We start from the raw sequence: 26,783 nt of genomic DNA, 5'->3' as shown, positions 1-26,783 counted from the left end.
TCCGAAAGTCTTCGCAGATGACACAACTGCTTCTGAAAAAACCCGAGGCAAGCGCCTTCATCATGCTTGTCGTCATGATGATCGTCTTTACCTTCCTTTCCCCCGCGTTCCTGACCTATGCCAATCTTCAGATCGTCCTTCAGCCCATCCCGGAAATCGCGCTGATCGCCATCGGCGTGACGATCCTGATGATCGCGGGCGAGTTCGACCTGTCGGTCGGATCGGTCTTTGCGCTGTCGCCCATGGTCATGGTCCTGTGCATGGCCGCCGGATTGCCGCTGCCGCTTGCCATGGTGGTGGGGCTGTTCGCGGCGGTTGTGGTGGGGCTGATCAATGCCTTTATCACGCTGCGCATCGGGCTGCCGTCCTTTATCGCGACGCTGGGGATGCTGTTCATGGCCCGCAGCATCGCCATCGTCATGTCGGGCGGCTTTCCTCCGCCCTTTCCGCGCGACCTGAACCTGTGGTGGATCGTCGGCAAGTTCGATCTGCTGCGCGTGTCTGTATTCTGGCTGCTGGGGATCGGGATGTTGCTGGGCTTCTGGCTGCGGCGCTTTGACTTTGGCAACTGGATCTTCGCGACCGGAGGCAACCGCGAGGCGGCGCGCGACATGGGGATCAACACCACGCTGGTCAAAACCTTGTGCTTTGTCCTGTGTTCACTGCTGGCGGGCTTTGCCGGAATGATCCAGACCTTCCGCATCCAGGCCATCGTGCCCACCATGGGCACCGGCTTCGAACTGACCGCCATCGCCGCAGCCGTCATCGGGGGGGCCGCGCTGACGGGCGGCATCGGCTCGGTCACGGGGGCGGTGATCGGCGCACTGCTGATCGCCTTTATCGAAAATATCATCATTCTGACCCGGATCGACGCCAACTGGTTCCGCTTTGCCGTGGGCGCGATGATCGTCATTTCGGTCGCGGTCAACAAATTCACCCGCGACATGGCGGCCAGCGCAAAACGCAAGGAGACCGGCGATGACTGATCTGCACCTGTCGGTTCGCGGGCTGGACAAATGGTATGGCTCGGTCCATGCGCTGCGCGGTCTGGATCTGGATATTCCCAAGGGGCAGGTGGTCGGCCTGATCGGCGACAATGGCGCCGGGAAATCCACCTTCATCAAGATCCTGTCGGGCGTCCATCGCCAAAGCGCGGGCGAGATTTTCTTCGAGGGCAGCAAGGTCGCCATCCGCAGCCCCCGCGACGCGATGAATCTGGGGATCGAGACGATCTATCAATACACCGCCATGATCCCCGAAATGTCTATCGCCCGGAACGTCTTTATCGGCCGCGAGAAACGCAAATGGGGATGGCGCGGCTTTGGGCTGCTGGACCAGAAGGCCATGGCGGCCGAGGCGATGGCGGCCATCGAGGATGTGGGCCTGCATCTGCGTTCTCCCGACGCGCCGGTCAAGGATCTGTCGGGCGGCCAGCGTCAGGGCGTGGCCATCGCGCGGGCGATGCATTTCCGGTCAAGCATGCTGATTCTGGACGAACCGACCAACCATCTTTCGGTGAAAGAGATGAACAAGGTGCTGGATTACGTCCGCCAGCTTCGCGATCAGGGCATCACCGTCATCTTCATCAGCCACAACCTGCACCATGTTCACGACGTCTCGGACCGGATCGTCGCCTTCGCCCGAGGCGCGAAGGTCGCCGATCTGACGGCAGCGGAAACCAGCGTCCAGAACATGATCGACATCATTACCTGAGGTTCAGGAGCACAGCATGAAACGACCCCGTATCACCGATATCCGTGCCACCACGGTTGCGGTTCCACTTGATGCTCCGATCCGGACCTCGAACGGCGCGCATTGGGGGAAATTCGTCCGCACCATCGTCGAGATCGAGACCGATACCGGCGTCATCGGCCTGGGCGAGATGGGCGGCGGCGGCGAATCCGCCGAAGCCGCGTTCCGGGGGCTGAAAGCCTATCTTGTCGGGCACGATCCCTTTGACCTTGAGGCGCTGCGCTTCAAGATCTGCAACCCGACGGCCTCGTTGTACAACAACCGCACCCAGTTGCATGCGGCCATCGAATTTGCCTGTCTCGACATCATGGGCAAGACGCTGGATTTGCCGGTTTGCGACCTGCTGGGCGGCAAGCTGCGCGACGAGGTGGGTTTCGCCTCTTACCTGTTCTTCCGTCACGATCACCACGAACGCGGCGGCGAGATCCGAACGGCGGACCAGTTGATCGCCGAGGCCGCGCGGCTCAAGGCGGAATGCGGCTTTACCGCCCATAAGCTGAAGGGCGGTATCTTTGCCCCCGACTACGAGCTAGAGGTGTTCCGCGCCCTTGCCCAGGCCTTTCCCGGCGACAGCGTGCGCTATGATCCCAACGCAGCCCATTCCGTCGAAGAGGCGATCCGCTTTGGCCATGCCATCGAGGATCTGCGCAACGATTACTACGAGGATCCCACCTGGGGCCTGAACGGCATGCGCCGGGTGCGCGAATCGGTGCGCATCCCCACCGCGACGAATACCGTAGTGGTGAATTTCGAACAGCTTGCCTCGAATGTGCGCGACCCGGCAGTGGATGTCATCCTGCTGGACACGACTTTTTGGGGCGGTATCCGTCCCTGCATCCGCGCCGCAGCGGTCTGCGACACGTTCCAGCTTGGCGTCGCGGTGCATTCCTCGGGCGAGTTGGGGATCCAGCTTGCGACCATGCTGCATCTGGGCGCGGTTTTGCCCAATCTGGTCTTTACCGCGGATGCCCATTACCACCACCTGCGCGACGATGTGATCCGGGGCGGCCTGATGCCCTATCGCAACGGGGCGATCACCGTGCCCACGGGACCGGGCCTCGGGGTGGAACTGGATCGCGACAAGCTGGCGCAATATGCCGAGTATTACAGAGAGTTTGGCGGTTATCCCTATGACCGTGATCCCGCCCGGCCCGACTGGTTCGCACTGGTGCCAAACAGCCGGTGGGCCGATCCGGCCACTTCCTATAGCTGGAGCGACCGGAAATGACCCGCGCCATGCAATTTTGCCCCCTTCCGGGCGCGGCCATCGCGCAGGTGGCCGAAAGCCCGATCTGGGACGGTGACGGCGGCGATCTGTACTGGGTAGATATCATCGGCAAGCGCATCTTCCGTTACCGGCTGGCAACGGACGAGGCGTGGCACTGGGATTGCGACGATTTTCCGACCGCCATCGCCCTGTGCGAGGGCGGCGGCCATGACGCGGTTCTGGCACTGGCGGGCGGGGTGTCATTTTTCGATTTCGCGACCGGGGCCTTCACGCCCTTTGTGCAGCCAGACGGCATGCCCGGAAACCGCCTGAACGAGGGGCGCTGCGATCCCTGCGGGCGGTTTTGGGCAGGGTCGATGCAGACCAATCTGAACCCGGACGGGACGGGCCGCGACATGGACCGAAATTCCGGCGCGCTGTTCCGCATAGATGGTTCGGGCACGGTGTCGCGCCACAGCCCGCATGAGTTTGGCATCTCGAACACGATGGCATGGTCGCCTGACCGCAAGACATTCTATTTCGGCGATTCGATCCGCGACGTCATCTTCGCCCATGATTACGACGACGAGACCGGCACCCTTTCGAACCGCCGGGTGCTGATCGAGGGATACGGGCGCGGCGCCCCCGACGGCTCGGCCATTGATCAGGATGGCTGCCTGTGGAACGCCCGTTTCGGCGGCGGTTGCGTCATCCGCATCACCCCGGACGGCAGGGTGGATCGCGTGATCGAGATGCCCGCGACGAACATCACAAGCTGCACCTTCGCCGGCCCGTCGCGCGATCTGCTGGTCGTCACGTCCGCGACCTTCACGCTGAGCCCGGCCCAGCTTGCCGCCAACCCGCTGGAAGGGGCGGTATTCATCGCCGAGGCCGGCATCGGCGGGCTGCCCGACCATCGCTTTCGACTGCCGGAATGATCCGCGCCAAAACAGCCGGAAACCAGATTTGGAGGAGAAGAAATGACCTGTCACCCACCCAGACCATCCCTTTTCGCCGCCCTGACCGGGCTGGCGCTGGCCGTCGCCGGGCCTGCCGCCGCACAGGACGTGACCATCGGCGCGTTGTATCTGGATGCTCAGGGGTTTTACGGCGGTATCAAGAAAGGCATCGAAACGGGTGCCGGAGATCAGAATATCCGCCTTCTTGGCCAGAACAGTCAGGGCGACGCCTCGCGCGAGGCGCAATTCGCCTCGACCCTGATTTCATCGCAGGTACAGGCAATCATCATGTCGCCGGTTTCGGCCGTGGCTTCGGTGCCGGTGGTCCGGCAAGCCTTTGACGCGGGCATTCCGGTGATTTGCTATAACACATGCATCAATGACGAGGACGCGCAGAAATACGTTCAGGCTCTGGTCACGACCGATCAGGTCAAGCTTGGCTATGATGTCGGCGTGCTGGCGGCGGAATACTTTGTCGAAAAGGGCATCGACGCCCCACGTTTCGGTATCCTGAACTGCGACGTCTACGAGGCATGCGTCCAGCGGAAAGAGGGTTTCAAGAAAGCGGTCGAGGAAAAGCTGCCGGGCGTTGTCTGGGCTGCCGATCAGGCGGGGTTCGAGCCGGGCAAATCCACCGAAACCGCGACGACCATGCTGACCGGCGACCCCGAAATCAACGCCATGTTCGCGACCACCGACAACGGGACCATCGGTGCCGTGCAGGGAATCGGGGCGGCAGGGCGCACCGGCAAGGTCGTCGTATTCGGCAATGACATCAGCGCGCAGCTTGCCCAATACCTGCTGAACATGCCCGAAACGCTGATCGCCACCAATGGCCAGCAGCCGCAGGAAATGGGCAGGGTTTCGGTTGCCATGGCGCTGAAGGCGGTCAAGCGCGAAAAGATCGACACCTATCTGACCATCGTGCCGACCGAGTTGTTCCCCTCGTCCGATCCCGACAAGGTCAAAGAGTGGCTTACAGCGCATTCAGACGGCATTCCATAAGATGCGCCGCATCATCCGGAACATGAAAACCCCATGCATACGCCGCTGATCGAAATCCGGGGCGTCACCAAGACCTATCCCGGCGTGGTGGCGCTGCGCGACGCGCATTTCGCGCTGCAACCCGGCGAGGTACGCGCCATTCTGGGCAAGAATGGCGCGGGAAAATCGACGCTGATCAAGGTTCTTGCGGGCGTCACGATCCCCGACACGGGCAGCATCCGTATCGGCGGCACCGAAACCCGGATGTCCTCGCCCGCCGATGGCATCCGGGCGGGTATCGCGACCGTGCATCAGGAACTGAGCGTCATCCCCGAACTGTCGGTCGCCGAGAATATCTTTCTGGGCCAATGGCCCCGCGCGCGCGGCGGGATCGACTGGACGGCAATGACGCGCGAGGCCGGGCAGGCGCTGGCCCATCTTGGCCTGAAAATCAATCCGCGTCGGTTGGCCGGAACCCTGTCGGTCGCCGAGCGTCAGCTTGTCGAGATCGCCCGCGCCTTGCGGCAGGGCGCACGCATCCTGATTCTGGACGAACCCACCAGTTCGCTGGTCACGCGCGAGGTCGAGGCACTGATCGAGGTGATCCGCAAGCTGGCCAGCGGCGGCACCGGCATCATCTATATCTCGCACCGGATGGACGAGATCCGGCGCGTTGCCGGCTCGGTCACGGTGATGCGCGATGGCGCGGTCATCGCGACCAGCCCGGTCAAGGGGCTGAGCAATGCCGATATCGTGGCGATGATGCTTGGCGAACAGCCGGAATCCGCCACGGACGGGCGCGCGCATTCCCCCGCGACGGAACGCCGCCCGTCGCTGATGACCGTTGACGGGCTTTCTGTCGCGCCAAGGGTCCGGGACGCAAGTTTCGACATCCGCGCGGGCGAGGTTCTGGGCATCGCCGGAGTGCTGGGTTCCGGCCGGACCGAGATCCTTCAGGCGCTTGCCGGGCTGCGGCCGTTCGAGGCCCGCGCGATCACGCTTGACGGGCGGGACTTCCGGCCCGCCGGTCTGCGCGACGCCATGGCGCAAGGCGTGGTGATGACGCCCGAGGACCGCCGCAACCTTGGTGCGGTCGTGATGCTGGGGGTCGATGAAAATCTTGTCATGGCAAGCTGGCCGAATGTCTCGCGCCGAGGCGTCATCGACCGCCCCGCCATGCGCCGCCGCGTGGCGGACTCGATCAACGCGCTTGGGATCAAACTGGCAAGGCCGTCCGAGGCGCTGTCGAATCTTAGTGGCGGCAACCAGCAGAAGGTGGTGATCGGCAAGGCGCTGAACGCCGAGCCGCGCATCCTGCTTCTGGATGAACCGACGCGCGGAGTCGATGTCGGCGCCAAGGCACAGATTTATCGGCTGATGCGCGACCTCGCCGACAGGGGCATGGCCGTGGTCTTTGTCTCGGGCGAGGTCGAAGAGATACCCGAGGTCTGCGACCGGGTCGTGGTGCTGCGTGGCGGCACCATTTCCGCCGGGCTTTCGGGACATGACATTACCACGGAACGGCTTCTCGACCTGACGATGGGCGATTGAAAGGACGCGCAAGGATGACCGCGACACAGACGGATGGCGAGACCAGAACGGGACTTGCGGCGCTTTTGGCGCATCGGGCCAACGAGGCAGGGCTTATGGCAGCCATCCTGCTGCTTTACGTGGTTCTGGCCGGATTTGCGCCGAATTTCCTGACAATGGGCAACCAGTTGAACATCCTGCGCGATGCCGCATTCGTCGGGATCATCGCCTGGGGAATGACGCTGGTGCTGATCAGCGGCGAGATCGACATCTCGGTCGGGCCGCATGTGGCCTTTGCCGGGGTCATGCTGGCCTGGCTGGCACAACACGGGCTGAATGTCTATCTGGCGGCGGTGCTGGTCCTTGGCCTTGGCACGCTGATCGGCATGACGACCGGTTTTCTGCGCGCGCGTTTCGATGTGCCCAGCTTTATCGTGACGCTGGCCCTGTGGCTGGCCCTGCGGGGGGCGGCGCAGGTGATTTCTTCGGCGGTGCCTATCGTCATCATGGATTTCGGCTTTCAGCGGCTTGGTGCCGGCTGGTTTCTTGGCCTGCCTGTCCCGGCCATCGTCATGCTGGTGCTGTTCGGAGTATTCAGCTTTGTCGCTGTCCGGACGGTCTTTGGCCGCAGCGTCTATGCCGTGGGCGGCAATGCCGAGGCCGCGCGGCTGTCGGGCATTCCCGTCGCCCGCATTCGCATCGTCACCTTCGGCATCACCGGCTTTCTGGCCGCGCTGACCGGCATCCTGATGGCCAGTCGCCTGGGTTCGGGCAACAGCGGGGCCGCTCAGGGGCTGGAATTTGACATCATCGCCGCCGTCGTGGTCGGCGGCACCAGCCTGTTTGGTGGCCGCGGAACCATGCTTGGCACGCTTTTGGGGATCATTTTCATTGCCGCTCTGGTTAACGGGCTGGTGCTGCTGGGCGTCGATCCCTTCGCGCAGGGCATCGTCCGGGGCTTTGTCATTCTGGCCGCCGTGATGATCAACATCGCCAGCATCCGGCGCATGCGGATATAGGCCCCGCCGAAACGGTTGCTGCGCCCGATATATCGGGGCGGTTGCGGCAGCATGGCCACACACGGGGGCGGCGGGCGATTTCGGCCAACGCCTGACAATGCGCGCGGCTGACGCGCGGATGGCCAGCGGGGCTACAGTTCGTCGCGCCAGCGGTTGATCAGCGGATAGCGGCGATCCAGCCAGAAAGCCTTGGTGGAAATGCGCGGGCCGGGCGCGGCCTGATAGCGTTTCCATTCGCTGATATACAGCAGCTTTTCGACCTTGCGCACGGTTTCCGCGTTAAAGCCCTGCGCAACCAGATCCTTCAGCGCCAGATCCTTTTCGACCAGCCCCTCAAGGATCGCGTCCAGCACGTCATAGGGGGGCAGCGAATCCTCGTCCTTCTGGTCGGGGCGCAGCTCGGCGGATGGCGGCTTTGAGATGATCCGGGGCGGAATGACCTCGCCCGCCGGTCCCATCATCCAGTCGCGATGATTGGCGTTGCGCCAGCGGCAGGTTTCGAACACGCGGGTCTTGTACAGATCCTTGATCGGGTTATAGCCGCCCGCCATGTCGCCATAGATCGTCGCATAGCCGACCGCGACTTCGGATTTGTTGCCGGTGGTCAGCAACATCTCGCCGAACTTGTTGCTGATCGCCATCAGCATGACCCCGCGCAGGCGGGACTGGATGTTTTCTTCGGTGATGTCGGGCTGGGTGCCCGCCATCAGATGCGCCAGCGCCCCCGAGACCGCGTCGCGCGCGCCGTCTATCTTGACGGTGTCAAGCTGCGCCCCCAGCCGCCCGGCACAATCGGCGGCATCGTCAAGGCTGGCCTGCGACGTATATTCCGAAGGCAGCATGACGCAGCGCACATTGTCCGGGCCGATCGCGTCCGCAGCAATGGTCGCCACCAGCGCCGAATCGATCCCCCCCGACATGCCCAGAACGACCTTGCGAAAGCCGGATTTGCGCAGATATTCGCGCAGGCCCAGCATCATCGCGTGGTAATCCTGTTCCCAGGCATCGGGCTGGGGGGCCATTTCGCCCGGCTCGGCATGCCAGCCCCCATGCGTGCGGGTGAAATCGACATGCACGATAGCCTCGGCGAAGGGCGGCAGTTGCACCACCTTCCTGCCGCCGGGGTTCAGCACAAAGCTGGCCCCGTCATAAAGCTGATCGTCCTGCCCCCCGACAAGGTTCACATAGACCAGCGGCAGGCCCGTCTCGATCACCCGGCCGACCATATGGCCCATGCGCAGGTCCAGCTTTTCGCGGTGATAGGGGCTGCCATTCGGCACGATCAGGATTTCGGCCCCGGTCTCGGCCAGCGTTTCGGCCACGTCGGGATACCAGCTATCCTCGCATATGGGCGATCCGATGCGCGCCGCGCCGATGGCATAGGGGCCGCTGATCGGGCCGCTGTCGAACAGGCGCAATTCGTCGAACAACTGCTTATAGGGCAGATGGTGCTTCAACACGCGGGCGACCAGCTTTCCGCCGCTGAAGACGTAATAGGCGTTGAACAGCTTGCCCCCGTCGCGCCACGGCCCGCCGATACCAATGGCCGGTCCGTCAGCACAGGCCGCACCCACCGCCATCACCGCCGCCATGGCCTGTTCGGTAAAAGCCGGTTTCAGCACCAGATCCTGCGTCTGATAGCCGGTAACGAACATTTCGGGCAGGGCCAGCATGTCCGCGCCCGCCTGTTTCGCCGTATCCCACGCCTCGCGCGCTTTGGCGGCATTTCCCGCCAGATCGCCCACGGTGGCGTTCAACTGTCCGATGGTCAGGCGAAAGCGGTCAGTCATGGCGGGGCCCCCCGGTTTTGTCGCCCCCGTGATAGGCGAAGCGCGGGGAAAGGGAAAGTCGGCCTTTGCGCGTGCCGCGCGCATGGGGTAGACCAGAAAAAAAGCATGGGGCTCAGGAGATGAAACCGGCAGGACGGTTCACGAATACGGCAGTTGCTCTGACGCTGATGGCGGCGGCAGGGGCTGCGGACGCGCAGGTCATCGCCAAGAATTATGACGATGGCGGCGTGTACGAGGGAACCTTTCGCAATGGCCGCCAGCATGGTCAGGGCACATATACCTTGCCCGACGGCTACAGCTATACCGGCGACTGGGTGGACGGAGAAATCTCGGGCCAGGGAAAGGCGACCTTCCCCAACGGCTCGGTCTATTCCGGGCATTTCTCGAAAAGCAAGCCCGATGGCAAGGGCATCATCACCTATCCCGATGGCGGCACATATGACGGTGACTGGGTCGCCGGTGACATGACCGGCGAGGGCGAGGCCCGCTATGCCAATGGCAGCGTCTATACCGGACAATTCGTCAAGGGGCTGCATCAGGGCAAGGGCGTGCTGACACAGCCCAACGGCTATAAATACGAGGGCGACTGGAAGGCCGGCATCAAGGAAGGTCAGGGCCGGATCACCTATTCCGACGGTGCCGTCTACGAAGGCAGCATGCTGGCAGGCCAGCGCGCGGGCAAGGGCAAGCTGACCATGGCCGACGGTCTGGTCTATGACGGCATCTGGGCCGCCGGGCAAATGTCGGGTACGGGCGTTCTGGTGCAGGCATCAGGCGACCGCTACGAAGGCCAGATGGTGAATGGCAAGCGCGACGGGCAGGGCGTGGCCACCTATGCCAGCGGCGATGTCTATGACGGCCAGTTCAAATCCGACCGCAGGCATGGCAAGGGCACCTTCACCGGCACAGACGGTTTCGTCTATACCGGAGACTGGGCGGACGGCCGGATGGAAGGCGAGGGCCAGATCACCTATCCCGACGGCTCGGTCTATGCCGGGCAAATGCACAACGACCGCCCCCAGGGTACCGGCAAGATCACCTATTCCGACGGCGCCACCTACGAGGGCGCATGGAAGGATGGCGTGATCGAGGGTGAAGGCAAGGCCAGCTATGCCAATGGCATGATCTACGAAGGCGGCTTTCGCAACGCCCGCAATGACGGGCAGGGCCGCATGTCCTATCCCGACGGTTATGTCTATACCGGCGCATGGAAGGACGGCCAGCGCCACGGCGAGGGGCAGGCCACCTATCCCGACGGCACGGTTTATACCGGCGGCTTCGCCAATGGCCGCCGCGATGGCAAGGGCAAGCTGACCACACCTGACGGCTTTGTCTATGAAGGCGGCTGGAAAGAAGGAGAGATCGACGGTGACGGTGCCGCCACCTATGTCAGCGGCGACCGATACGAAGGCCATTTCGTCGCGGGCAGGCGGCAGGGCCAGGGGGTGATGCGTTACAAGTCCGGCAAGGTTGCTTCGGGCGAATGGCAGAATAACCGGCTGATCGACGACAAGGCAGCGGCCAGCCCGGCACCCGTCGAGACCGAACAACCCGTCCTGCCCGACGAAGCCCCGTCAGCCCCCCAGTAACCACCGCCACCGCCCCGCACGCAACAGCGCCACAGCTATCCGCGCCCAAAAGCAGGGGGTCCGGGGGGCGCAGCTCCCCCGGCCATCGCGGGACGCAATCAGGCGCGGCCTGCTGCCGCCGACAGAACCGACGGGTCGATTCCCTGAGCCTTCAGCGCCGCCTGCCATTTGCCGTCATTATCCGCGCCAAAGATCAGATCGTCGGCACCATCTCCGGTCAGCCAGCCATTTGCCAGCATCTCGGCCTCAAGCTGGCCGGGGCCCCAACCGGCATATCCCAGTACCAGCACTGCTGATTCCGGTCCCTGCCCATGGGCCAGATCCTCAAGAATGTCGCGCGTGGTGGTCATGGCGACGGCCTGACTGATGCGCAGCCTCCCCTCGGGATCGTCACCATGCTCAGGGACATTGTGCAGCACGAAGCCGCGTCCCGGCTCGACCGGGCCGCCGAACCGCACCTCGATCTTGCGCGAGCGGTCATCCGCCTCGATCCCCAGTTGATCCAGCAGATCGGCAAAGCCGACCTCGGGCATGGGCTGGTTCAGCACCAGCCCCATCGCGCCATCGTCCGAATGCGCGCAGATCAGCACGACCGAGCGCGCAAAACGCGGATCCCGCATGCCCGGCATGGCGATAAGAACCTTGCCGGTCAGGTTTTGCGGAACATGTTCAAATGTGATGGGGTTGCTGGTCATCGGGTCTCCTATATGTACAAGATTGGCTCTTGTCGTGCATCTTGCAAGCCCCCGCGCGTTTGTGATTTCTGTGCGAGCGCGTCAGGCGCTAAATCCCGAAGAATGAAACCCCCCGCATGCCTGGCCCTTGCCCTGACCCTTACCGCTTTGCCCGCCCTGTCCGAGGATCTGCCCCCCGGCCTTGTCTCGGCGCGGCTTTTGCCCGGCTGGACCGATTCGCAGGGAAACCGTGTTTCGGCGCTGGAATTACGACTTCAGCCGGGGTGGAAAACCTATTGGCGCAGTCCCGGCGATACCGGGCTGCCGCCTGATTTTGACTGGGGGGCGTCTGAAAACCTGGCCGGGGTCACATTTCACTGGCCCGCGCCTCAGGCGATCCGGTCGGGCGGGGATATCACCCTTGGCTATCACGACCTGCTGGTGCTGCCCTTCACCGCGACACCTGCGGATCCCGGCAAGCCGCTGGTTCTGGCCGCCGAGGTCGATCTGGGTATCTGCGAACGGATCTGCGTGCCGGTGCATGTGGCTTTGCAGGCCCCTGCCCCCGCCCCTGCCCCCTCGGCCTCGATCAAGGCCGCGCTGCGGGACGTGCCGGCGCTGGTCGCGGACAGCGGAACCTGTGCCCTGCGCGACATCGCGGACGGCATGCAGCTTGAGGTTCTTCTGCCGCGCGCGCGGATCGAGGTTGCCGCGATGGAGGTGGTGGACCGCCCCGACATCTGGGTCTCGATCCCCCTGTTGCTGCCCGAGGACGGCGCGACCCGCGCCACCGCCGATTTCGTCGCACCAACGGGTGCGCCCTTCGATCTGGACGTGTCGCAGGTCCGCTTTACGCTGATCGGCCCGGATGGCGCGGTCGAGATGCTGGGCTGCGACCTGCAAGGCTGACCAGCGCCGCCACCGCGACCGCGCCCGCCAGCCCCAGCACATACCAGCCAAGTGCCGCGCCAGCCGATCCGGCCACCGGCCACCAGCCCGGCACCTCGATCCCCAGCACCGGCAGCACCGTCGCAGGCAGCAGCGTCACCGCAAAGGCCAGCGCCGCCAGCCCCGCGCCGATCCGCAGGGGGCCGCGCAAACCGGGCGCGCGCAGACCGCGCCGGAACCCGGCCCGCGCCTGCGCGATATCGGCCCCGATCCCCATGACGGCGGGTACCACCAGCAGCACCACGATCATCCCGAACCCCAGACCATAGACCAGCGTCACCACGGTCGGCTTCAGGAACAGCGCCTGCGAGGACCGTTCATACAGCAGCGGCGCAAGCCCCAGCACAGTCGTCGCCGTGGTCAGCATCACCGGACGCAGCCGGTTGCAGACCGCATCGACCACGGCAGGGCGCAACCCCCTCTCTTTCGCGTAATCGTCGATGGTCGAAATCAGCACGATGGAATCATTGATGATGATGCCCGACATGCCGATCAGTCCCACGATCGAGAACATCGACATGGGCAGGCCCCACAGATAATGCCCCCAGACCGCGCCGATCAGGCCGAAGGGAATGACCGACATGACGACGAAAGGCCTGCTCCAACTGGCGAAAATCCAGGCCAGCACCATATAGATCCCGGTCAGCGCCAGCCCGAACCCCGCCGCCGCATCGCCCAGAAATTCCCTTTCCTGTTCGGCCAGGCCCGTCACTTCGTAATTCACACCGTATTCGGCGGCGATCTGCGGCACGATCCGCGTCTGCAATTCGGCGGTGATTTCGGCGGCACGGGCCGGATCGTCGTCGGATATGTCCCCCGTGACCGAGATCATCCTTTCGCCATTTTCGCGCCGGACGGTGGAAAAGCCGACGGCGCTGCGGACGGTGACAATATCGGCCAGCGGTACCCAGTTGCCCGATCCGGTCCGCATCAGCATCCGGTCCAGAAAATCGCCGCTGCGCTGGTGTTCGGGCAGTTCCACCCGGATCGCACCGGTTCGCGTGCCCACCGGATAGGTCGCCGCCTCGATCCCGCCCAGCCTCTGCCGCAATTCGCGCCCCAACCCCTCGGTCGTGAACCCCAGCGCGTGACCCTGCGCTGTCAGGTCCAGCGCCAGTTCCTGCTTGTCATAGGGCATGCTGTCTTCCAGCGCCGAAACCTCGGGGAAATCCGACAGCCGCAGCTTCAGCGCCTCGGCGGCATCCTTCAACCGCTGCGCATCCGCCCCCGTCAGCCGGACCGAGATCGCATCGCCACCCGGCCCCGAGCGGAAGCCGCGAAAGCTGACGGTTTCCAGACGCGGATCCGTGGGCATCGCTTGTTGCAACGCGGCGACAAAGTCGAAGCTGGAATAGGGGCGGAAATCCGGGTCGATCAACTCGATCTGGATCGCCCCCAGCAGGTCGGGATCCTTGGTGTCCGCTCCGGGCAGGGGGCGCCCGGAATTGCCGCCGACCTGCGCCATGGCATGCGTGACGGGGTTCAGGCCGTATTCGGCCTGATATTCGCCGGCCACGCGATCCACCGCCGCCTGCATCTGCCACATGACGCGCATCGTATCTTCGCGCGTGGCGCCGGGCAGCATGGCGAAATTGCCTGCCACACTGCCGCGTTCGGGCGAATCGAAGAACCGCCACGGCACCTGCCCCGTCATCAGCGTCGCCGCGCCCCATCCAAGCGCGGCAATGGTTGCCGCCAGCACCGGATAGCGCAGCGCCAGCACAGCGCGTATCAGAGGCCGGACCAGCCGGTCGGTCAGCCAGTCCAGCCCGCGATTGACCAGTTTGGAGGGCCGGTCATACCAGTTCCGCCGCGCCGTCACCGTCAGCGCATGGGCCATATGGCTGGGCAGGACCAGAAAACACTCGATCAGCGAGGCCACCAGAACCAGAATGACCGTCAGCGGAATATCGATGACCATGTCGCCGAACCGGCCTCCGATAAAGGTCAGCCCGGCAAAGGCGATGATCGTCGTCAGGGTCGAGGACACGACTGGCCCCGCCATACGCCTCGCCGCCCGTTCGGCGGCGATGGCGGCGGGTTCGCCCAGTTTGCGGGCGCGGTAATCGGCGTGTTCACCCACCACGATGGCGTCATCGACGATGATCCCCAATGTCAGGATCAGCGCGAACAGCGAAATCATGTTCAGCGTCATGCCGGTGGCATGCATCAACGCAACTGCGGTCAGCAGCGACACCGGAATCCCCGCTGCGACCCAGATGGCGGTGCGTGCGTTCAGGAACAGGAACAGCAACGCCAGCACCAGCCCAAGACCCATGGCGGCATTGTCCAGCAACAGCTCCAGCCGGGCGGCGATGACCTCGGCGCGGGCGCGCACCAGCGTCATTTCCACCCCGTCGGGAAGGCCGGGTTCCATGCGGGCGACGATATCTTCGACCCCGCGCTGCATGCCGATGGCATCGCCAGCCGCGCTGCGCTGGACGCCGACCATGACGGCGGGGTTGTCGCCGACGTAAAAGGCAACGTTCTGGTCCAGGCCGGTACTGGTGACGCGGGCCACATCGCCGATGGTCAGCTTGGTGCCATCGGCCAGCGCCTTGACGGGCAGTTCCGCAACCTGCGACGGATCGCGGATTTCGCTGCCGGTGCGCACGCGGGTCGCGCCCGCCGAGACGTCCCCCGCCGGATTGGCCGAGGCCGCCGCCGCCGCAACCGCCGCGATCTGTTCCAGCGTCACGTCGTGGCGGACCAGTTCCAGCATGTCCACCTCGATCAGCGTTTCCGGCGCGCTGAGGCCGATCGTGTTGATCCGGGTGATGCCCTGCCCATACAGCCGGTTCACAAGATCGTCGGCGATGCGGCCAAGCTGATCCAGCCCCGCCGGGCCGGAAATGACAACATCCGCCACCCGATCACGCCAGGCGCTGCGCGTCACCTCGGGGTCTTCGGCGCTGTCGGGCAGGTCGCCCGCCGCCGTGATGGCGGTTTCCACATCGGAGGTCGCACGCGACATGTCCCAGCCAGGTTCAAATTCAATCTCGATCCGGGCCGCGCCCTCGGTCGCGCGGGACGAGGTCATGGCCACCCCCTCGACCCCCATCAGCGCCGGTTCCAGGACGCCCACGACGGAACGGTCCACATCGTCGGGGCCGGCCCCGTCCCAGCGCACCGTCACGTCGATTTCATTGACCACGGTATCGGGAAAGAACTGCGCGCGCAGTTGCGGCGCGGCGTAAAGGCCCGCGACCACCATCGCCGCCATGACCAGATTGGCCAGTGTCGGGTGATTGACGAACAGCGCCAGAATACCCCCGCGCCTTGTGCCGCCCCCGTCAGCCATTGCCACGCCCCCGCCGGTTCTGCGCCCGCTGATCGGCGGCGGGGGCAGGCGCATCCGCATCGCGCACGCGGATACCGGTGCCCAGTTGCGGGGCGCGTTCAGCCACGATCCGGGTGCCGTTCAGTTCGGCCGGAACGCGGATGATCACATCGTCACCCTGATGGCGCAGCACCTCGACCCGCGCCGCCGTCAGCCGCCCTTCGACATCGGCGACCAGAACCGCACTGTCCGCCCCGACCGCCGCCGCCGGAACCTGCGCCACATCCGTCAGCGCGGGTTCCTGAATGCGGACCGTCACGAAATCACCGGGCCGCAGCGCCACTTCACTTTCGGTGATCCGGGCATAGACGATCCGCGCCGCCGCCCCTTCGGCCACCGAGGCCGAGGTGCGATCAAGCCTGGCCTTTGCCGTCAACTGACCTGAACTGCCATCCAGAACCACCGTCATCGGCGTGCCCGCCACCGATGGCCCGCCTGCGGCCAGACGTGTGAATTGTTGCAGCGACAGCGGAATCTGAACCTCTAGCGCGTCGGGATCAATGATTTCGGCCAGTTTCTCGTTCATGCTGACCAGCCCGCCCTCGACCGCCGTGACCCCTGTGACCTTACCGTCAAAGCGGGCGCGGATTTCCGTGTCGGCCAGTTCGCGCCGCGCCTCGGTCAGCAGAATTTCGGCGCGGTGCAGCGCGTTTTCGGCGGCGGTGACGCTGGCTTCAGCGCTGGCCAGCGCGGATTTCCCTGCCAGCACCACCTGATCCGCCGATGAGGCCGCCAGTTCCGCCGCCTCGCGATCCGCGCTGGTGCCAAGGCCCCGCGCGGCCAGTTCGTTCTGTCGGTCAACTGCGGCGTGACGCAACTGGGCCTGACGTTCTGCCGAGACCAGATCGTCGGTCGCCACCCTGACCTTGCGCCGCGCATCGGCCAGCGTTGCCTGCGCATCGTCCCGCGCGGCGATCTGACTGTCCAGCGCCGCCTGCGCCGCCGCCGGGTCGATCCGCGCCAGAATCTGCCCGGCCCTGACCTCGCCTCCCTCATGCATGGCGGGGTCCAGCATCACGATCTGTCCCGCCGCACCCGCGCGCAGTTCCAGCCGCCGGCGCGACTGGATCAACGCATACACCTCCATCACCGGATCGGCGCGCTGCGCCTGCAGGGTGATCAGCCGCGCGGTGTACACCTGTTCGCCCGCACGGCGCGACGGGCCGTCATCCTGCCCGCGCAGGACGGTCGCCTGCCAAACCTGAAAGCCCGCCAGAAACAGCAGGCCGATAGTCAGGGCGGTGATGAACAGCCCGCTGAGGCTGCGAAACAGAAAGCGCATGGGTCATAGTCCAGCCAGGGACGTTCCGGTTATCCCATGATGCGGAAACGAAACCTAAACGGAAAGAGATTCCAGCCGCTCGGCCAGCGACAGCAAATCCGCCCACGCCTCACGCTTGGCGGCGGGGTTGCGCAGCAGATAGGCCGGGTGCGTCATCGGCAGGGCGGGGCGGCCAAATGCCTGTGTCCATTGGCCGCGCAGGCGCAGGATGCCCCGTCGGCCCAGTGCCGCCTGACAGGGAATATTGCCCATCAGCACGATCAGATCGGGCGCGGCCAGTTCGATATGGCGACGCAGGAAAGGCATGCTCACAAGAATTTCATCTGGGCTGGGGTCGCGGTTTCCGGGCGGGCGCCATGTCAGCACGTTGATGATGTACAGCGCCTTTTCGGCATCCACCGCCTCGCGCGACAAGCCGATGGCACCGAACATGCGGTCCAGTAACTGCCCCGCGCGGCCCACAAAGGGACGGCCGCGGCGATCCTCTTCGTCGCCGGGCGCCTCGCCCAAGATCAACAGCCGCGCCCTGGGATTGCCATCCGCAAAGCAGAAATTTCGCGCGCCTTTCTTCAGTTCGATCCCGTCGAACCCTTCCTGAGCCGCCGCAAGCGCCGCCAGATCGCCTGCCGAAGCCGCCAGCGACTCGGCCTTGGCCACGTCGGAGGCGGTACCATCCGCGTCGGCGGCAGGGGCCGGGCGGGGCGTTTCGGGCTGCACCGGCAGGGCGGCAGGGCGCGCCGCCAGTTCGAACCGGTCGATGCCGGTTTCGCAGATCGGCTCGTCCGCGCCCATCTCGGCCTGCCATTCCAGCAGGGCCAGCGCGGTCGCCGCGTCGATTTCGGTTCCCAGATATGTCGGGTTTTCGTCCATAGCCGCCACGCTATGACCGCCGAGCCGCGCCTGCAAGCCTAGTCCGTGACAAGCATATAGCCCGCCCCGCGCACGGTTTGCAGAAATCGCGGCTCTTTCGGGTCCGGTTCGATCTTGCGGCGCAGGCGGGTGATCTGCACGTCGATGGCGCGCTCTGAATTTTCGGATTCCTCGCCATTGCCGCCCCGTCCCAGATCCTCGATCAGATCGGTCCGGCTGACCGCCTCGCCCGGCGTGGCGGCAAGACGCCGCAGCAATGCCTGTTCCGTGCCCGTCAGGCGCAGGGGCGCATCGCCCTGCCACAATTCACCCTTGTCGGTGTCATAGCGCAGCGCGCCGAGCGTCAGGAATTTCGGCTGGATCGAATCGATGGCCGGCACGCGGCGCAGGATCGCGGCGATGCGCAGCAGCAATTCGCGCGGCTCGAACGGTTTGGGCAGGTAATCGTCGGCGCCGCTTTCCAGACCGTTGATGCGATCCTCGGTCTCGCCCCGCGCGGTCAGCAACAGGATCGGCGTGTCGATCCGCCCGCGCAGATAGCGGGTCAGCGAAAACCCGTCCTCGCCCGGCATCATCACATCCATCACGATCAGGTCAAATTCCAGCCCGGCCAACAGCCTGCGCGCCTGAGCCGCGTCCTGGGCGCAACTGACAAGATAGTCGTTCCTGCGCAGGAAACGGCCCAGCAGGCTGCGGATGCGTTCGTCATCGTCAACGATCAGGATATGGGCGTCTTGGCGATTCATCGGGGTCTTTGCCTTCCTGCGGCAGTTCCTTCATCGATTGATACTGCGCCCGCATGTCGGGGTCCATCATCGCCTCCAGCACCTGCCGGAAACCCGCCACTGCCTGCGGGCCGGCGTTGCGATAGGCGGCGCGCATCCGGGCCCGCTGTGCCTCGGACAGGCGGCGTTCCAGCAGGGTGCCCTTGTCGGTCAGGTAAAGCTGGCGTTCGCGGCGGTCGCGGCGGCCCACGCGACTTTCGACCAGTTCGTCCTCGATCAGGGTGCGCAGGACGCGGTTCAGCGACTGCTTGGTCACGCCCAGAACATCCAGCAGAGAGGTGACGGTCAGGCCGGGGTCGCGGTTGATGAAATGCAGGGCGCGGTGATGGGCGCGGCCATAATCCATGTCGCCCAGAATCAGATCAGGATCGGCGGTGAAGGCGCGATAGGCAAAGAACATCGCCTCGATGCCGCGCCGTAACTGATCGTCGGTCAGGAACAGCAAATCCTCGCCCACCATGCCCGGCGTTCTGGCCTTTTGTTGCATCGCCTGATCCTTCTTTCGGAATTTCCGCCCTGATAGGACAGCCTTGTTGACTTTCTAACGCGGCATTGCTAGCCGTCAAGCGTCTTGCGCAAGAAACAGGCCCGATCCGGCCTTATTTGCGTAACAAATGAAATGCACCCGGTGGATGGAGAACGGAAAATGACGGCGGCATATGATGATCGCGATGGCAAGATCTGGATGGACGGGGAACTGATCGACTGGCGCGACGCGAAGGTGCATATCCTAAGCCACGCGCTGCATTATGCGAGCTCGGTTTTCGAGGGCGAGCGGTGTTACAGCGGCAAGATCTTCAAGGGCCACGAACATTCGCTGCGGCTGATCGAATCGGGGCGGCTGCTGGACATGGCCATCCCCTATACCGCCGAACAGATCGACGCCGCCAAGGATCAGGTGTTGGCCGCCAACGGCTTCAAGGACGCCTATGTCCGCGCCGTCGCATGGCGTGGGTCGGGGCTGGACATGGGGGTTTCGGCGGCGCGCAATCCGGTACATCTGGCCGTCTGCGCCTGGGAATGGGGCAGCTATTACGGCGATGCGAAATGGCAGGGGGCCAAGCTGGACATCGCGAAATGGAAGCGTCCCAGCCCCGAAACCATCCCCACAGCCGCCAAGGCCGCCGGGCTTTACATGATCTGCACCATGTCCAAGCACGCCGCCGAGGCCAAGGGCTGTTCCGACGCGCTGTTCATGGACTGGGAGGGGTATGTGGCCGAAGCAACCGGCGCGAACATCTTTTTCGTCAAGGATGGCGAGGTGCACACCCCGCTGGCCGACCGTTTCCTGAACGGCATCACCCGGCAGACCATCATCCAGATGCTGAAGGACAACGGTATCACCGTGCATGAGCGCCGCATAAAACCCGAAGAGCTGGACGGTTTTCAGGAATGCTGGCTGACCGGCACCGCCGCCGAGGTAACACCGGTCGGGCAGATTGGCGACTGGCATTTCCAAGTCGGGACGATGACCCGCAAGGTCGCCGAGGATTACGAGAAACTGGTCCGCGCATAATTCCCGGCGGCAAACCCGGCCCGGCGTCAAGGCGCATCGCGCCGCCGGGCCAGAAAATGCCGTCAGACGGTCTTGCCGCGCTCGATCCGGGCAAATTCGGCGGTTTTGCGGCCATCGGCGCTGCGGTCCTTGGGACGGCTGCGCAAGGTGTCAATGGCGGGATGCACACCCGACTCGCGTTCCTGACGGGTAAATTCGCGAAGCCGCGCTTCGCTGTGGCTACGGGGTTGGTCGCTGACGTGTTTGGTCATCTTCGGCCCTCCTTAGACCCTTGGACGGTCAATATAGGGCCGAATCGGTCCAATTCCAAACCTTCAGGCCACCTTGAAACCCTGGGCGGCGGATAACACCGCATGCAGCGCGGTCGGGTTGTCATTGGCGCGCAGCTTGCCCCTCAGGTCGGTGTCGCGCAACGTCCGCGACACCAGCGCCAGCGCCTTGAGGTGATCGACGCCGCTGTTCTTCGGGGCCAGAAGGGCAAAAATCAGATCGACGGGCTGGCGGTCCACCGCATCGAAATCCAGCGGCTTCTCAAGGCGCAGAAACAGCCCCGCAACCTTGTCAAGCCCGTGCAGCCGGGCATGTGGCAGTGCCACCCCCTGCCCGACGCCCGTGGGGCCAAGGCTTTCGCGTTCTTGCAGGGCATCCAGAACCTCGGACGAGTTCAGGTCGTATTCGCTTGCCGCAAGATCGGCCAGTTCCTGAAACAGCCGTTTCTTGGACGTTACCTGCCCCAAAGAACGTACCGCCCCCGGCTGAAGAATTTCGCTTAGTTGCATCGGGTCGTGTCTTTCCTGCGCTGTCCACCCCGGACAAGCAACCGGGGCGGTTCAGTTCTGCTGTGCGTCACGCGAGGCGTCAGCCGTTACCGCGCGGGTCGATCCACCCGACATTGCCGTCATCGCGGCGGTGGACGACGTTGACGCCGCCATGTTTTTCGTTGCGGAATACCAAAAGCGGCGCCCCGGCCAGTTCCATCTGCATCACGGCGTCACCCACCGACAGGGTCGGGACGCGGGTTTCCATTTCGGCGACGATCATGGGTTGCAGACCGGTATCGTGCGTTTCCCATTCATCCTCGTCGGCGGTCAGCACATACAGGCCCGCCTGCCCGTATTCAACCGGTTCGGTCCGGTCCTTGTGATGGTCCTTCAGCCGACGCTTGTAACGGCGCAACTGCTTGTCCATGCGCTCGCGGCAGGCTTCGAATGCCGCATAGATTTCGTTTGCCGAGCCACGGGCCTGCACGGTCAGACCGGTGGACAGATGCGCGACGGCATCGCAGATAAACTGGTGCGCATCGCGGGAAAAGGTGACTGCGGCATCAGTGGGACGCTGCGAATACTTGCCGACCGTTTCACTCAACTCATCCTTGACATGAAGCGACAGTGCGTCACCTACGTCAATGTGTTTTCCGCTGATAGTAAAGCGCATGTAGTGTCCTTTCCCTTTGCCCGGACCCAAGCCAGTCAGCCGGTCAGCCGTCTGGGTGGGGCGGGAACAGAGCGGTCGTTCGCGCCGCTCATGGCCTCATTTGGTTCCAGTCTTGAGCGGCTGTCAACGGGTCGTCTGGCTATCGCGGGCCTTCTGCGGATCAGCCGCCGATCTTCGCACGGCACCCGCCCGGAAAGCCGCCTCAGTGCAGGCGGAAGCTGTCACCCAGATAGACCTCGCGGACCTTGGGATCGGCGACGATTTCCTGCGTGGTGCCCGATTTCAGGACATGGCCATCATGCAGGATATAGGCCCGGTCCACGATACCAAGCGTCTCGCGGACATTGTGATCGGTGATCAGCACGCCGATGCCATGCGATTTCAGTTCGTGAACCAGCGTCCTGATCTCGCCCACGGCGATCGGATCAACCCCCGCAAAGGGTTCGTCCAGCAGCAGGAACCGTGGATTCGACGCAAGGCAGCGCGCGATCTCGACCCGGCGACGTTCGCCGCCCGACAGGGCCAGCGCGGGGGCGGCGCGCAGATGGGTGATCGAGAAATCGCCCAGCAATTCCTCAAGCCGGTCGCGGCGGTGGCGCGGATCATCCAGCGCCACCTCCAGCACGGCCATGATGTTCTGTTCGACCGTCAGGCCGCGAAAGATCGACATTTCCTGCGGCAGATAACCGATGCCCATCCGTGCACGGCGGAACATCGGCAGATGCGTGGCCTCGGTCCCGTCCAGAATCACCTGCCCGCCATCGGGGCGGATCATCCCTGCGATGCAGTAAAAACACGTCGTCTTGCCCGATCCGTTCGGCCCCAGCAGCGCGACGACCTCGCCCCTTTGCAGGTTGACGGAAACGTCATGGATCACCGGGCGCTTGCGATAGGATTTTCGCAAGCCGACCACAACCAGCCCCCTGGCAGGTATTTCGGGCGTTTGCCGCATCACTGGTTATCCGGTTGCAGGATAGACCGCACGCGGCCTTCGGCACGCGCGGTTCCGGTGTTCAGATCGACATGCACCGTTTCGCCGGTCAGGACATTGTCGCCATGGGTCATCACCACATCGCCGATCAGCGTCACAAAGCCGGTGCCAACCTGATAATCGGCCTCGCGCGCCTCGGCGGCGTCGGGGCCGCTGACCAGGGTGACATTGCCTTTCGCATGCAACGATTCGATGCGGTTCTGCGTGCCCTGCACATATTCGACCGTCACCGTATCCGCCTTCAGCCGCATCTCGCCCTGTCCGATCACGACATTGCCGGTGAACAGCGCCGTGCCATCACTCTGGTTCACGGACAGGCTGTCGGATTCGGTGTCGATCGGCAGCGAGGTATCCGCCTTCATGCCAAATGACACATTCTGCGCCATGGCCGGCGCAGAGAACAGCAGCAAGACGATCAGGATCTGACGCAGCATGGATTTTCCTCGGGTCAATCAGGGCTGGTATATCAAATGGACGTTACCTGTGAAATTCAAAACCGATGGCGCGTCGGGTCCGGTTTCAAAGCGTTCGTCGGGTTGCATGTGCATGCGGTCCGCCGTCAGATGGCCGAAGGGCGCCTCGGCCTCGACCCCTTCATCGGCCAGCATCCATGACTTGTCCATCGCGGCATCGACGCTTGGCGCCTCGACCTGCCAGCCCGACGAGGTGGTCATGCGCACCCCGCCGCGCAGTTCGATCATGTCATCGCCCAATGTGCCGTCCGGGGCGATAAGCCGCGCCGAAAGCCCGCTTTTCGCGCGCCAGTCCAGCAGCAGGTCGCTGGCGGTCGGATCCTGTGTATCCCGGCCCGGCATCGCCTCGGCCGCGCGCAGCGAAATTTCGGCCCCGTCGCCGGTCATGGTCGAATAATGCGGCAACAGGATCCGATGGTCGCGCGCGGTCTGTTCTGCCCCCTCATGCGCGGGGGACAGACCCGTACCGTCGCCGGGACGGTTCGAGAAAAGAAACATCGTGGACAGGATCACCAGCGCCACCAGAGGCAGCAGCACGCGAAGCCAGCGGACGATGCGGGTGCGGTTCATCGGTCAGATCAACCCCGCGCGCAGGCAGTCATGGATATGCAGGATGCCGACAGGCAGACCATCCTCGACCGCGAAAAGGCTGGTGATCTTGCGGGCCTGCATCTCGGCCAGCGCCGCCCCGGCCAGCGCGTCAGGGGCGATGACACCGGGATTGCGGGTCATCACCTCGCAGACGGAGCGGTCCAGCAGGCCCTGCATGTGCCGTCTCAGGTCGCCATCGGTGATGATGCCGGTCAGCCTGCCCGCGCCGTCCACCGCGGCAACAACACCGAAACCCTTCTGGCTCATGACCAGCAGCGCATCGGTCATCGGCGCGCCGTCGGCGATCAGCGGCATGTCGGCATGCATCAGGTCGCGCACCCTGGCCAGCAGCGCGCCCAGCTTGCCGCCGGGGTGGAAGGTGCGGAAATGTTCCGCCGTGAACTGCCGGTGTTCCATCAGCGCCACGGCCATTGCATCGCCAAGCGCCAGCGTCATCGTGGTCGAGGTGGTCGGCACGATCCCCTGGCCGCAGGCCTCGGGCGCAGGGGGCAGCACCAACGCCAGATCCGCTTGCCGCAGCAGGGTCGAATCCGGGCGCGAGGCGACACCGATCAGCGGAATTTCGAAACGACGGGTATGGGTTATCAGGTCGGCCAATTCCGGCGTCTCGCCGCTGTTGGACAGAACCAGCGCCAGATCGTTGCGCGTGACCATACCCAGATCGCCATGGCTTGCCTCGCCCGGATGCACGAATTGCGCGGGCGTCCCGGTCGAGGCCAGAGTCGCCGCGATCTTGCGCCCGATATGGCCGGATTTGCCCATGCCAGACACAATGACCCGGCCCTTCACGGCCAGGATCATGTCGATGGCCTGTTGAAATTCGGGGCCAAGGCTGTCGGCCAGCAGGTCCAGCGCCCCAGCCTCGGTGCGGATCACGCGGACAGCCGTTTCCAGATGTGATGTCATGACGCCAATCTAGTGATGGAAAATGTCGTTTTCATCCCCCCAGCCCAACAGATCCAGATGTGCGCGGGCGGGCAGGAAATCGAAACAGGCCTGCGCCAGCCCCAGCCGGTTCTCGCGCCGCAGCCTTTCCTCAAGCGCCTCTTTCAGCTTGTGCAGATGCAGCACGTCCGAGGCGGCATATTCCAGTTGCGCATCGCTCAGATCCTCGGCGCCCCAGTCGCTTGTCTGTTGCTGCTTGCTGACATCCACGCCGACCAGTTCATTCAGCAGGTATTTCAGCCCGTGGCGGTCGGTAAAGGTGCGCACCAGCCTTGACGCGATCTTGGTGCACCACACCGGCGAGGTCACAACGCCAAACGCATTTTCCAGCGCGGCGATGTCAAAGCGGCCAAAGTGGAACAGCTTCAACACCTTGGGATCGGTCAGCATCCGCGTCAGGTTCGGCGCCTCGGTCTGGCCCCTTTCGATCTGGACCAGATGCGCCTCGTCATCGCCCGAGGACAGTTGCACCAGGCACAGCCGGTCGCGGCGCGGGTCAAGACCCATCGTCTCGGTGTCGATGGCGACGACCTTGCCAAGGTCCAGGTCGTCGGGAAGATCGTTCTGATAAAGGTGAATGCTCATGTTTTGCTGCCTGCCATCGTTGGAATTTGGCCCCAATGACCAGAATCCGGGGCGACGATCCAGTGAAAACGCGATTTTCGCGCCCGCGATCAGTCGTGCTGCCCGCGCAGGACGCAGCGAAAGCCAAGATGGCTGGTCGATGTGTCCACCGGTTCGGCGTGGCGCGCGGCGGGGCGGTAACGCTGGCAATAGTTCGGCGCACACAGATGCGATCCGCCCTTCAGCACCTTGCGCGGAATGCGGATCTGCGGCATTTCCGGGTCGAAACTGTCATCCATCGCGACCCCGCGCGGATTGCGGGGAATGCAGCAGGCCTTGCCCGGATCGGCCCGATGCTGCGCGGCATACCAGTCAGCCGTCCATTCCCAGACATTGCCGATCATGTCGTAAAGCCCGTAATCGTTCGGCGGATAGCTGCCCACCGGCGAGGTGCGTTCATACCCGTCCTCGACCAGATTCTCGTTCGGGAAAATGCCCTGCCAGGTATTTGCCATATGCCGGCCGCCGGGGGTCAGCTCGTCCCCCCAGGCGTATTCGCGGCCCTCATGCCCGCCACGCGCGGCATATTCCCATTCGGCCTCGGTCGGGATGTCCTTGCCAGCCCAGACCGCATAGGCCAGCGCGTCGGCATAGGCGATATGGACCACGGGGTGATCGTCCTTGCCGTGGATATTACTGCCCGGACCATAGGGATGCCGCCAGTCCGCCGCTTTCATATATTGCCACCAGACGGTGAAATCGGACGTGTCCACCACCCGGTCCGGGGGCGAGAACACCAGCGAACCCGCATACAGCATCTGTGGCAACGCGCCGGGATAGTCCCTTGGATTGGGCGTTTTCTCGGCAAGGGTGACATGGCCCGTGTCGCGGACAAAGCGCTTGAACTGCCTGTTCGTCACTGGCCGGGGATCGATCCAGAAGCCGTCCACCGTGACCTTATGTGCCGGAGCCTCTTCGGGATAATGATCGTCCGAGCCCATGGTGAACGTGCCGCCCTCGACCCGCACCATGTGGCGAATGACGCGTTCCCTGTCGCGTTCCCTGTCGCGGGCCCTGTCGCGGGCCCTGTCGCGGGTGGGGGATCGTCTTGCCGTCGCCGATTTTGCCATGCCATTCCGCCAAAAAATCCGTGACGCGGTTGCGCCACACGTTCAAATTGCATTTCGTTCTGCGCCTGAGACAGGAAATCGCCTACCAAGGCGTTCATGTCAAATGGCTTGCGGCACTTATCCGGCGGCCCTGCGCCATCCGGAAAAGCAAAAGCCCCCGGAAACCTGATGTTTCCGGGGGCTTTTGGTGCCCAGAAGAGGACTCGAACCTCCACGCCTTGCGGCACACGGACCTGAACCGTGCGCGTCTACCAATTCCGCCATCTGGGCAGGTGGTGAGCGGGGTCTCTAAAGGCAGTCTTGGGGGGCGTCAATGGGATTCGCGCAAAAAAGCAGCAAAGCCCCGAATTTGTGGCATGCGCTGATTTTCGTGTCTGCGGTGCCGGAAG

At 64.1% G+C, this 26,783-nt stretch carries 26 protein-coding genes and 1 tRNA gene; 10 read left to right on the top strand and 17 right to left on the bottom strand.

What is annotated here, in order from left to right:
• Nucleotides 1-17: 17 nt before the first annotated feature.
• The 7 genes from ACK5L9_RS10095 to ACK5L9_RS10065 are packed head-to-tail and all read left to right on the top strand — an operon-like array spanning nucleotide 18 to nucleotide 7,451.
• Nucleotides 18-986, top strand: coding sequence for an ABC transporter permease (locus ACK5L9_RS10095; protein ID WP_416911329.1), 969 nt, complete (start codon nucleotides 18-20; stop codon nucleotides 984-986).
• Nucleotides 979-1,713: an ATP-binding cassette domain-containing protein gene (locus ACK5L9_RS10090; RefSeq protein WP_416911328.1), complete on the top strand. Its 735-nt coding sequence runs from the start codon at nucleotides 979-981 to the stop codon at nucleotides 1,711-1,713. Before ACK5L9_RS10095 ends, ACK5L9_RS10090 begins: the two co-directional genes overlap by 8 nt.
• A 16-nt stretch (nucleotides 1,714-1,729) precedes the next feature.
• The gene (locus tag ACK5L9_RS10085) at nucleotides 1,730-2,980 is read left to right on the top strand and encodes an enolase C-terminal domain-like protein (RefSeq protein ID WP_416911327.1); all 1,251 of its coding nucleotides are present in this window, start codon (nucleotides 1,730-1,732) and stop codon (nucleotides 2,978-2,980) included.
• A gap of 8 nt (nucleotides 2,981-2,988) precedes the next feature.
• The gene (locus tag ACK5L9_RS10080; RefSeq protein WP_416911326.1) at nucleotides 2,989-3,897 is read left to right on the top strand and encodes an SMP-30/gluconolactonase/LRE family protein; all 909 of its coding nucleotides are present in this window, start codon (nucleotides 2,989-2,991) and stop codon (nucleotides 3,895-3,897) included.
• A 42-nt stretch (nucleotides 3,898-3,939) separates the two neighbouring features.
• Nucleotides 3,940-4,923 (top strand): substrate-binding domain-containing protein, encoded by a 984-nt coding sequence (locus tag ACK5L9_RS10075; protein ID WP_416911325.1) that lies wholly within the window; start codon nucleotides 3,940-3,942, stop codon nucleotides 4,921-4,923.
• Between the two features lie 33 nt (nucleotides 4,924-4,956).
• A complete protein-coding gene (locus tag ACK5L9_RS10070; protein ID WP_416911324.1) occupies nucleotides 4,957-6,453 on the top strand; it encodes a sugar ABC transporter ATP-binding protein in 1,497 nt (498 codons plus the stop codon).
• A 14-nt stretch (nucleotides 6,454-6,467) separates the two neighbouring features.
• A complete protein-coding gene (locus tag ACK5L9_RS10065) occupies nucleotides 6,468-7,451 on the top strand; it encodes an ABC transporter permease (RefSeq protein WP_416911323.1) in 984 nt (327 codons plus the stop codon).
• 131 nt (nucleotides 7,452-7,582) lie between these two features.
• On the opposite strand, the gene ACK5L9_RS10060 is transcribed toward ACK5L9_RS10065, so the two are convergent.
• Nucleotides 7,583-9,241, bottom strand: a complete 1,659-nt coding sequence (locus ACK5L9_RS10060) for an NAD+ synthase (protein ID WP_416911322.1) — start codon at nucleotides 9,239-9,241, stop codon at nucleotides 7,583-7,585.
• A 119-nt stretch (nucleotides 9,242-9,360) separates the two neighbouring features.
• Between ACK5L9_RS10060 and ACK5L9_RS10055 the strand changes: the two genes are divergently transcribed.
• Nucleotides 9,361-10,830, top strand: coding sequence for a 2-isopropylmalate synthase (locus ACK5L9_RS10055; RefSeq protein ID WP_416911321.1), 1,470 nt, complete (start codon nucleotides 9,361-9,363; stop codon nucleotides 10,828-10,830).
• 98 nt (nucleotides 10,831-10,928) lie between these two features.
• On the opposite strand, the gene ACK5L9_RS10050 is transcribed toward ACK5L9_RS10055, so the two are convergent.
• Nucleotides 10,929-11,525, bottom strand: coding sequence for a YqgE/AlgH family protein (locus ACK5L9_RS10050; RefSeq protein ID WP_416911320.1), 597 nt, complete (start codon nucleotides 11,523-11,525; stop codon nucleotides 10,929-10,931).
• 102 nt (nucleotides 11,526-11,627) lie between these two features.
• Here ACK5L9_RS10050 and ACK5L9_RS10045 point away from each other — a divergent pair, with 102 nt between their 5' ends.
• Complete coding sequence (locus ACK5L9_RS10045) at nucleotides 11,628-12,413, top strand: protein-disulfide reductase DsbD domain-containing protein (protein WP_416911319.1); 786 nt, start codon at nucleotides 11,628-11,630, stop codon at nucleotides 12,411-12,413.
• Here ACK5L9_RS10045 and ACK5L9_RS10040 read toward each other — a convergent pair.
• Genes ACK5L9_RS10040 through ACK5L9_RS10020 form a run of 5 tightly spaced genes read right to left on the bottom strand, consistent with a single transcriptional unit; the run spans nucleotide 12,355 to nucleotide 19,216 of the window.
• The gene (locus ACK5L9_RS10040; protein WP_416911318.1) at nucleotides 12,355-15,753 is read right to left on the bottom strand and encodes an efflux RND transporter permease subunit; all 3,399 of its coding nucleotides are present in this window, start codon (nucleotides 15,751-15,753) and stop codon (nucleotides 12,355-12,357) included. The genes ACK5L9_RS10045 and ACK5L9_RS10040 overlap by 59 nt on opposite strands.
• Nucleotides 15,746-17,074, bottom strand: coding sequence for an efflux RND transporter periplasmic adaptor subunit (locus tag ACK5L9_RS10035; protein WP_416911317.1), 1,329 nt, complete (start codon nucleotides 17,072-17,074; stop codon nucleotides 15,746-15,748). The genes ACK5L9_RS10040 and ACK5L9_RS10035 overlap by 8 nt, the downstream gene beginning before the upstream one ends.
• A gap of 54 nt (nucleotides 17,075-17,128) precedes the next feature.
• Complete coding sequence (locus ACK5L9_RS10030; RefSeq protein WP_416911355.1) at nucleotides 17,129-17,944, bottom strand: uracil-DNA glycosylase; 816 nt, start codon at nucleotides 17,942-17,944, stop codon at nucleotides 17,129-17,131.
• Nucleotides 17,945-17,982: 38 nt separating this feature from the next.
• The gene (locus tag ACK5L9_RS10025; protein ID WP_416911316.1) at nucleotides 17,983-18,690 is read right to left on the bottom strand and encodes a response regulator; all 708 of its coding nucleotides are present in this window, start codon (nucleotides 18,688-18,690) and stop codon (nucleotides 17,983-17,985) included.
• Nucleotides 18,656-19,216: a MarR family winged helix-turn-helix transcriptional regulator gene (locus ACK5L9_RS10020; protein WP_416911315.1), complete on the bottom strand. Its 561-nt coding sequence runs from the start codon at nucleotides 19,214-19,216 to the stop codon at nucleotides 18,656-18,658. Before ACK5L9_RS10020 ends, ACK5L9_RS10025 begins: the two co-directional genes overlap by 35 nt.
• Before the next feature lie 159 nt (nucleotides 19,217-19,375).
• Between ACK5L9_RS10020 and ACK5L9_RS10015 the strand changes: the two genes are divergently transcribed.
• On the top strand, nucleotides 19,376-20,245 hold the full coding sequence (locus tag ACK5L9_RS10015; protein ID WP_416911314.1) for a branched-chain amino acid aminotransferase: 870 nt from the start codon (nucleotides 19,376-19,378) through the stop codon (nucleotides 20,243-20,245).
• A gap of 62 nt (nucleotides 20,246-20,307) precedes the next feature.
• On the opposite strand, the gene ACK5L9_RS10010 is transcribed toward ACK5L9_RS10015, so the two are convergent.
• The 10 genes from ACK5L9_RS10010 to ACK5L9_RS09965 all read right to left on the bottom strand — a co-directional run bounded on the left by ACK5L9_RS10010 (nucleotide 20,308) and on the right by ACK5L9_RS09965 (nucleotide 26,664).
• On the bottom strand, nucleotides 20,308-20,496 hold the full coding sequence (locus tag ACK5L9_RS10010; RefSeq protein ID WP_416911313.1) for a hypothetical protein: 189 nt from the start codon (nucleotides 20,494-20,496) through the stop codon (nucleotides 20,308-20,310).
• 63 nt (nucleotides 20,497-20,559) lie between these two features.
• Nucleotides 20,560-21,024, bottom strand: a complete 465-nt coding sequence (locus ACK5L9_RS10005) for a PTS sugar transporter subunit IIA (RefSeq protein ID WP_416911312.1) — start codon at nucleotides 21,022-21,024, stop codon at nucleotides 20,560-20,562.
• 79 nt (nucleotides 21,025-21,103) lie between these two features.
• The gene (hpf, locus tag ACK5L9_RS10000) at nucleotides 21,104-21,679 is read right to left on the bottom strand and encodes a ribosome hibernation-promoting factor, HPF/YfiA family (RefSeq protein WP_416911354.1); all 576 of its coding nucleotides are present in this window, start codon (nucleotides 21,677-21,679) and stop codon (nucleotides 21,104-21,106) included.
• 202 nt (nucleotides 21,680-21,881) lie between these two features.
• On the bottom strand, nucleotides 21,882-22,631 hold the full coding sequence (lptB, locus tag ACK5L9_RS09995; RefSeq protein WP_416911311.1) for an LPS export ABC transporter ATP-binding protein: 750 nt from the start codon (nucleotides 22,629-22,631) through the stop codon (nucleotides 21,882-21,884).
• Nucleotides 22,631-23,104: a lipopolysaccharide transport periplasmic protein LptA gene (gene lptA, locus ACK5L9_RS09990; RefSeq protein ID WP_416911310.1), complete on the bottom strand. Its 474-nt coding sequence runs from the start codon at nucleotides 23,102-23,104 to the stop codon at nucleotides 22,631-22,633. Before lptA ends, lptB begins: the two co-directional genes overlap by 1 nt.
• Before the next feature lie 18 nt (nucleotides 23,105-23,122).
• A complete protein-coding gene (locus tag ACK5L9_RS09985) occupies nucleotides 23,123-23,713 on the bottom strand; it encodes a hypothetical protein (protein WP_416911309.1) in 591 nt (196 codons plus the stop codon).
• Nucleotides 23,714-23,716: 3 nt separating this feature from the next.
• Nucleotides 23,717-24,661 carry a KpsF/GutQ family sugar-phosphate isomerase gene (locus tag ACK5L9_RS09980; RefSeq protein ID WP_416911308.1) on the bottom strand — a complete coding sequence of 315 codons (945 nt, stop codon included), beginning with the start codon at nucleotides 24,659-24,661 and terminating at the stop codon, nucleotides 23,717-23,719.
• Nucleotides 24,662-24,670: 9 nt separating this feature from the next.
• A complete protein-coding gene (locus ACK5L9_RS09975; protein ID WP_416911307.1) occupies nucleotides 24,671-25,285 on the bottom strand; it encodes a ribonuclease D in 615 nt (204 codons plus the stop codon).
• A gap of 89 nt (nucleotides 25,286-25,374) precedes the next feature.
• Nucleotides 25,375-26,394 carry a formylglycine-generating enzyme family protein gene (locus ACK5L9_RS09970; protein ID WP_416911306.1) on the bottom strand — a complete coding sequence of 340 codons (1,020 nt, stop codon included), beginning with the start codon at nucleotides 26,392-26,394 and terminating at the stop codon, nucleotides 25,375-25,377.
• Between the two features lie 185 nt (nucleotides 26,395-26,579).
• Nucleotides 26,580-26,664, bottom strand: a tRNA-Leu gene (locus tag ACK5L9_RS09965).
• Nucleotides 26,665-26,783 lie beyond the last annotated feature (119 nt).

It is taken from the genome of Paracoccus sp. (in: a-proteobacteria) (assembly GCF_047973135.1).
Taxonomy (GTDB): Bacteria; Pseudomonadota; Alphaproteobacteria; order Rhodobacterales; family Rhodobacteraceae; genus Paracoccus.
The sequence above is the reverse complement of the archived record's forward strand: the minus strand, read 5'-3'. Positions and strand labels throughout refer to the sequence as shown.

Excerpts from the sequence above, each read along its gene's own strand:
- ACK5L9_RS10095 (WP_416911329.1), top strand. The coding sequence starts at position 18 with ATGACACAACTGCTTCTGAAAAAACCCGAGGCAAGCGCCTTCATCATG.
- ACK5L9_RS10090 (WP_416911328.1), top strand. The coding sequence starts at position 979 with ATGACTGATCTGCACCTGTCGGTTCGCGGGCTGGACAAATGGTATGGC.
- ACK5L9_RS10085 (WP_416911327.1), top strand. The coding sequence starts at position 1,730 with ATGAAACGACCCCGTATCACCGATATCCGTGCCACCACGGTTGCGGTT.
- ACK5L9_RS10080 (WP_416911326.1), top strand. The coding sequence starts at position 2,989 with ATGCAATTTTGCCCCCTTCCGGGCGCGGCCATCGCGCAGGTGGCCGAA.
- ACK5L9_RS10075 (WP_416911325.1), top strand. The coding sequence starts at position 3,940 with ATGACCTGTCACCCACCCAGACCATCCCTTTTCGCCGCCCTGACCGGG.
- ACK5L9_RS10070 (WP_416911324.1), top strand. The coding sequence starts at position 4,957 with ATGCATACGCCGCTGATCGAAATCCGGGGCGTCACCAAGACCTATCCC.
- ACK5L9_RS10065 (WP_416911323.1), top strand. The coding sequence starts at position 6,468 with ATGACCGCGACACAGACGGATGGCGAGACCAGAACGGGACTTGCGGCG.
- ACK5L9_RS10060 (WP_416911322.1), bottom strand. The coding sequence starts at position 9,241 with ATGACTGACCGCTTTCGCCTGACCATCGGACAGTTGAACGCCACCGTG.
- ACK5L9_RS10055 (WP_416911321.1), top strand. The coding sequence starts at position 9,361 with ATGAAACCGGCAGGACGGTTCACGAATACGGCAGTTGCTCTGACGCTG.
- ACK5L9_RS10050 (WP_416911320.1), bottom strand. The coding sequence starts at position 11,525 with ATGACCAGCAACCCCATCACATTTGAACATGTTCCGCAAAACCTGACC.
- ACK5L9_RS10045 (WP_416911319.1), top strand. The coding sequence starts at position 11,628 with ATGAAACCCCCCGCATGCCTGGCCCTTGCCCTGACCCTTACCGCTTTG.
- ACK5L9_RS10040 (WP_416911318.1), bottom strand. The coding sequence starts at position 15,753 with ATGGCTGACGGGGGCGGCACAAGGCGCGGGGGTATTCTGGCGCTGTTC.
- ACK5L9_RS10035 (WP_416911317.1), bottom strand. The coding sequence starts at position 17,074 with ATGCGCTTTCTGTTTCGCAGCCTCAGCGGGCTGTTCATCACCGCCCTG.
- ACK5L9_RS10030 (WP_416911355.1), bottom strand. The coding sequence starts at position 17,944 with ATGGACGAAAACCCGACATATCTGGGAACCGAAATCGACGCGGCGACC.
- ACK5L9_RS10025 (WP_416911316.1), bottom strand. The coding sequence starts at position 18,690 with ATGAATCGCCAAGACGCCCATATCCTGATCGTTGACGATGACGAACGC.
- ACK5L9_RS10020 (WP_416911315.1), bottom strand. The coding sequence starts at position 19,216 with ATGCAACAAAAGGCCAGAACGCCGGGCATGGTGGGCGAGGATTTGCTG.
- ACK5L9_RS10015 (WP_416911314.1), top strand. The coding sequence starts at position 19,376 with ATGACGGCGGCATATGATGATCGCGATGGCAAGATCTGGATGGACGGG.
- ACK5L9_RS10010 (WP_416911313.1), bottom strand. The coding sequence starts at position 20,496 with ATGACCAAACACGTCAGCGACCAACCCCGTAGCCACAGCGAAGCGCGG.
- ACK5L9_RS10005 (WP_416911312.1), bottom strand. The coding sequence starts at position 21,024 with ATGCAACTAAGCGAAATTCTTCAGCCGGGGGCGGTACGTTCTTTGGGG.
- hpf (WP_416911354.1), bottom strand. The coding sequence starts at position 21,679 with ATGCGCTTTACTATCAGCGGAAAACACATTGACGTAGGTGACGCACTG.
- lptB (WP_416911311.1), bottom strand. The coding sequence starts at position 22,631 with ATGCGGCAAACGCCCGAAATACCTGCCAGGGGGCTGGTTGTGGTCGGC.
- lptA (WP_416911310.1), bottom strand. The coding sequence starts at position 23,104 with ATGCTGCGTCAGATCCTGATCGTCTTGCTGCTGTTCTCTGCGCCGGCC.
- ACK5L9_RS09985 (WP_416911309.1), bottom strand. The coding sequence starts at position 23,713 with ATGAACCGCACCCGCATCGTCCGCTGGCTTCGCGTGCTGCTGCCTCTG.
- ACK5L9_RS09980 (WP_416911308.1), bottom strand. The coding sequence starts at position 24,661 with ATGACATCACATCTGGAAACGGCTGTCCGCGTGATCCGCACCGAGGCT.
- ACK5L9_RS09975 (WP_416911307.1), bottom strand. The coding sequence starts at position 25,285 with ATGAGCATTCACCTTTATCAGAACGATCTTCCCGACGACCTGGACCTT.
- ACK5L9_RS09970 (WP_416911306.1), bottom strand. The coding sequence starts at position 26,394 with ATGGCAAAATCGGCGACGGCAAGACGATCCCCCACCCGCGACAGGGCC.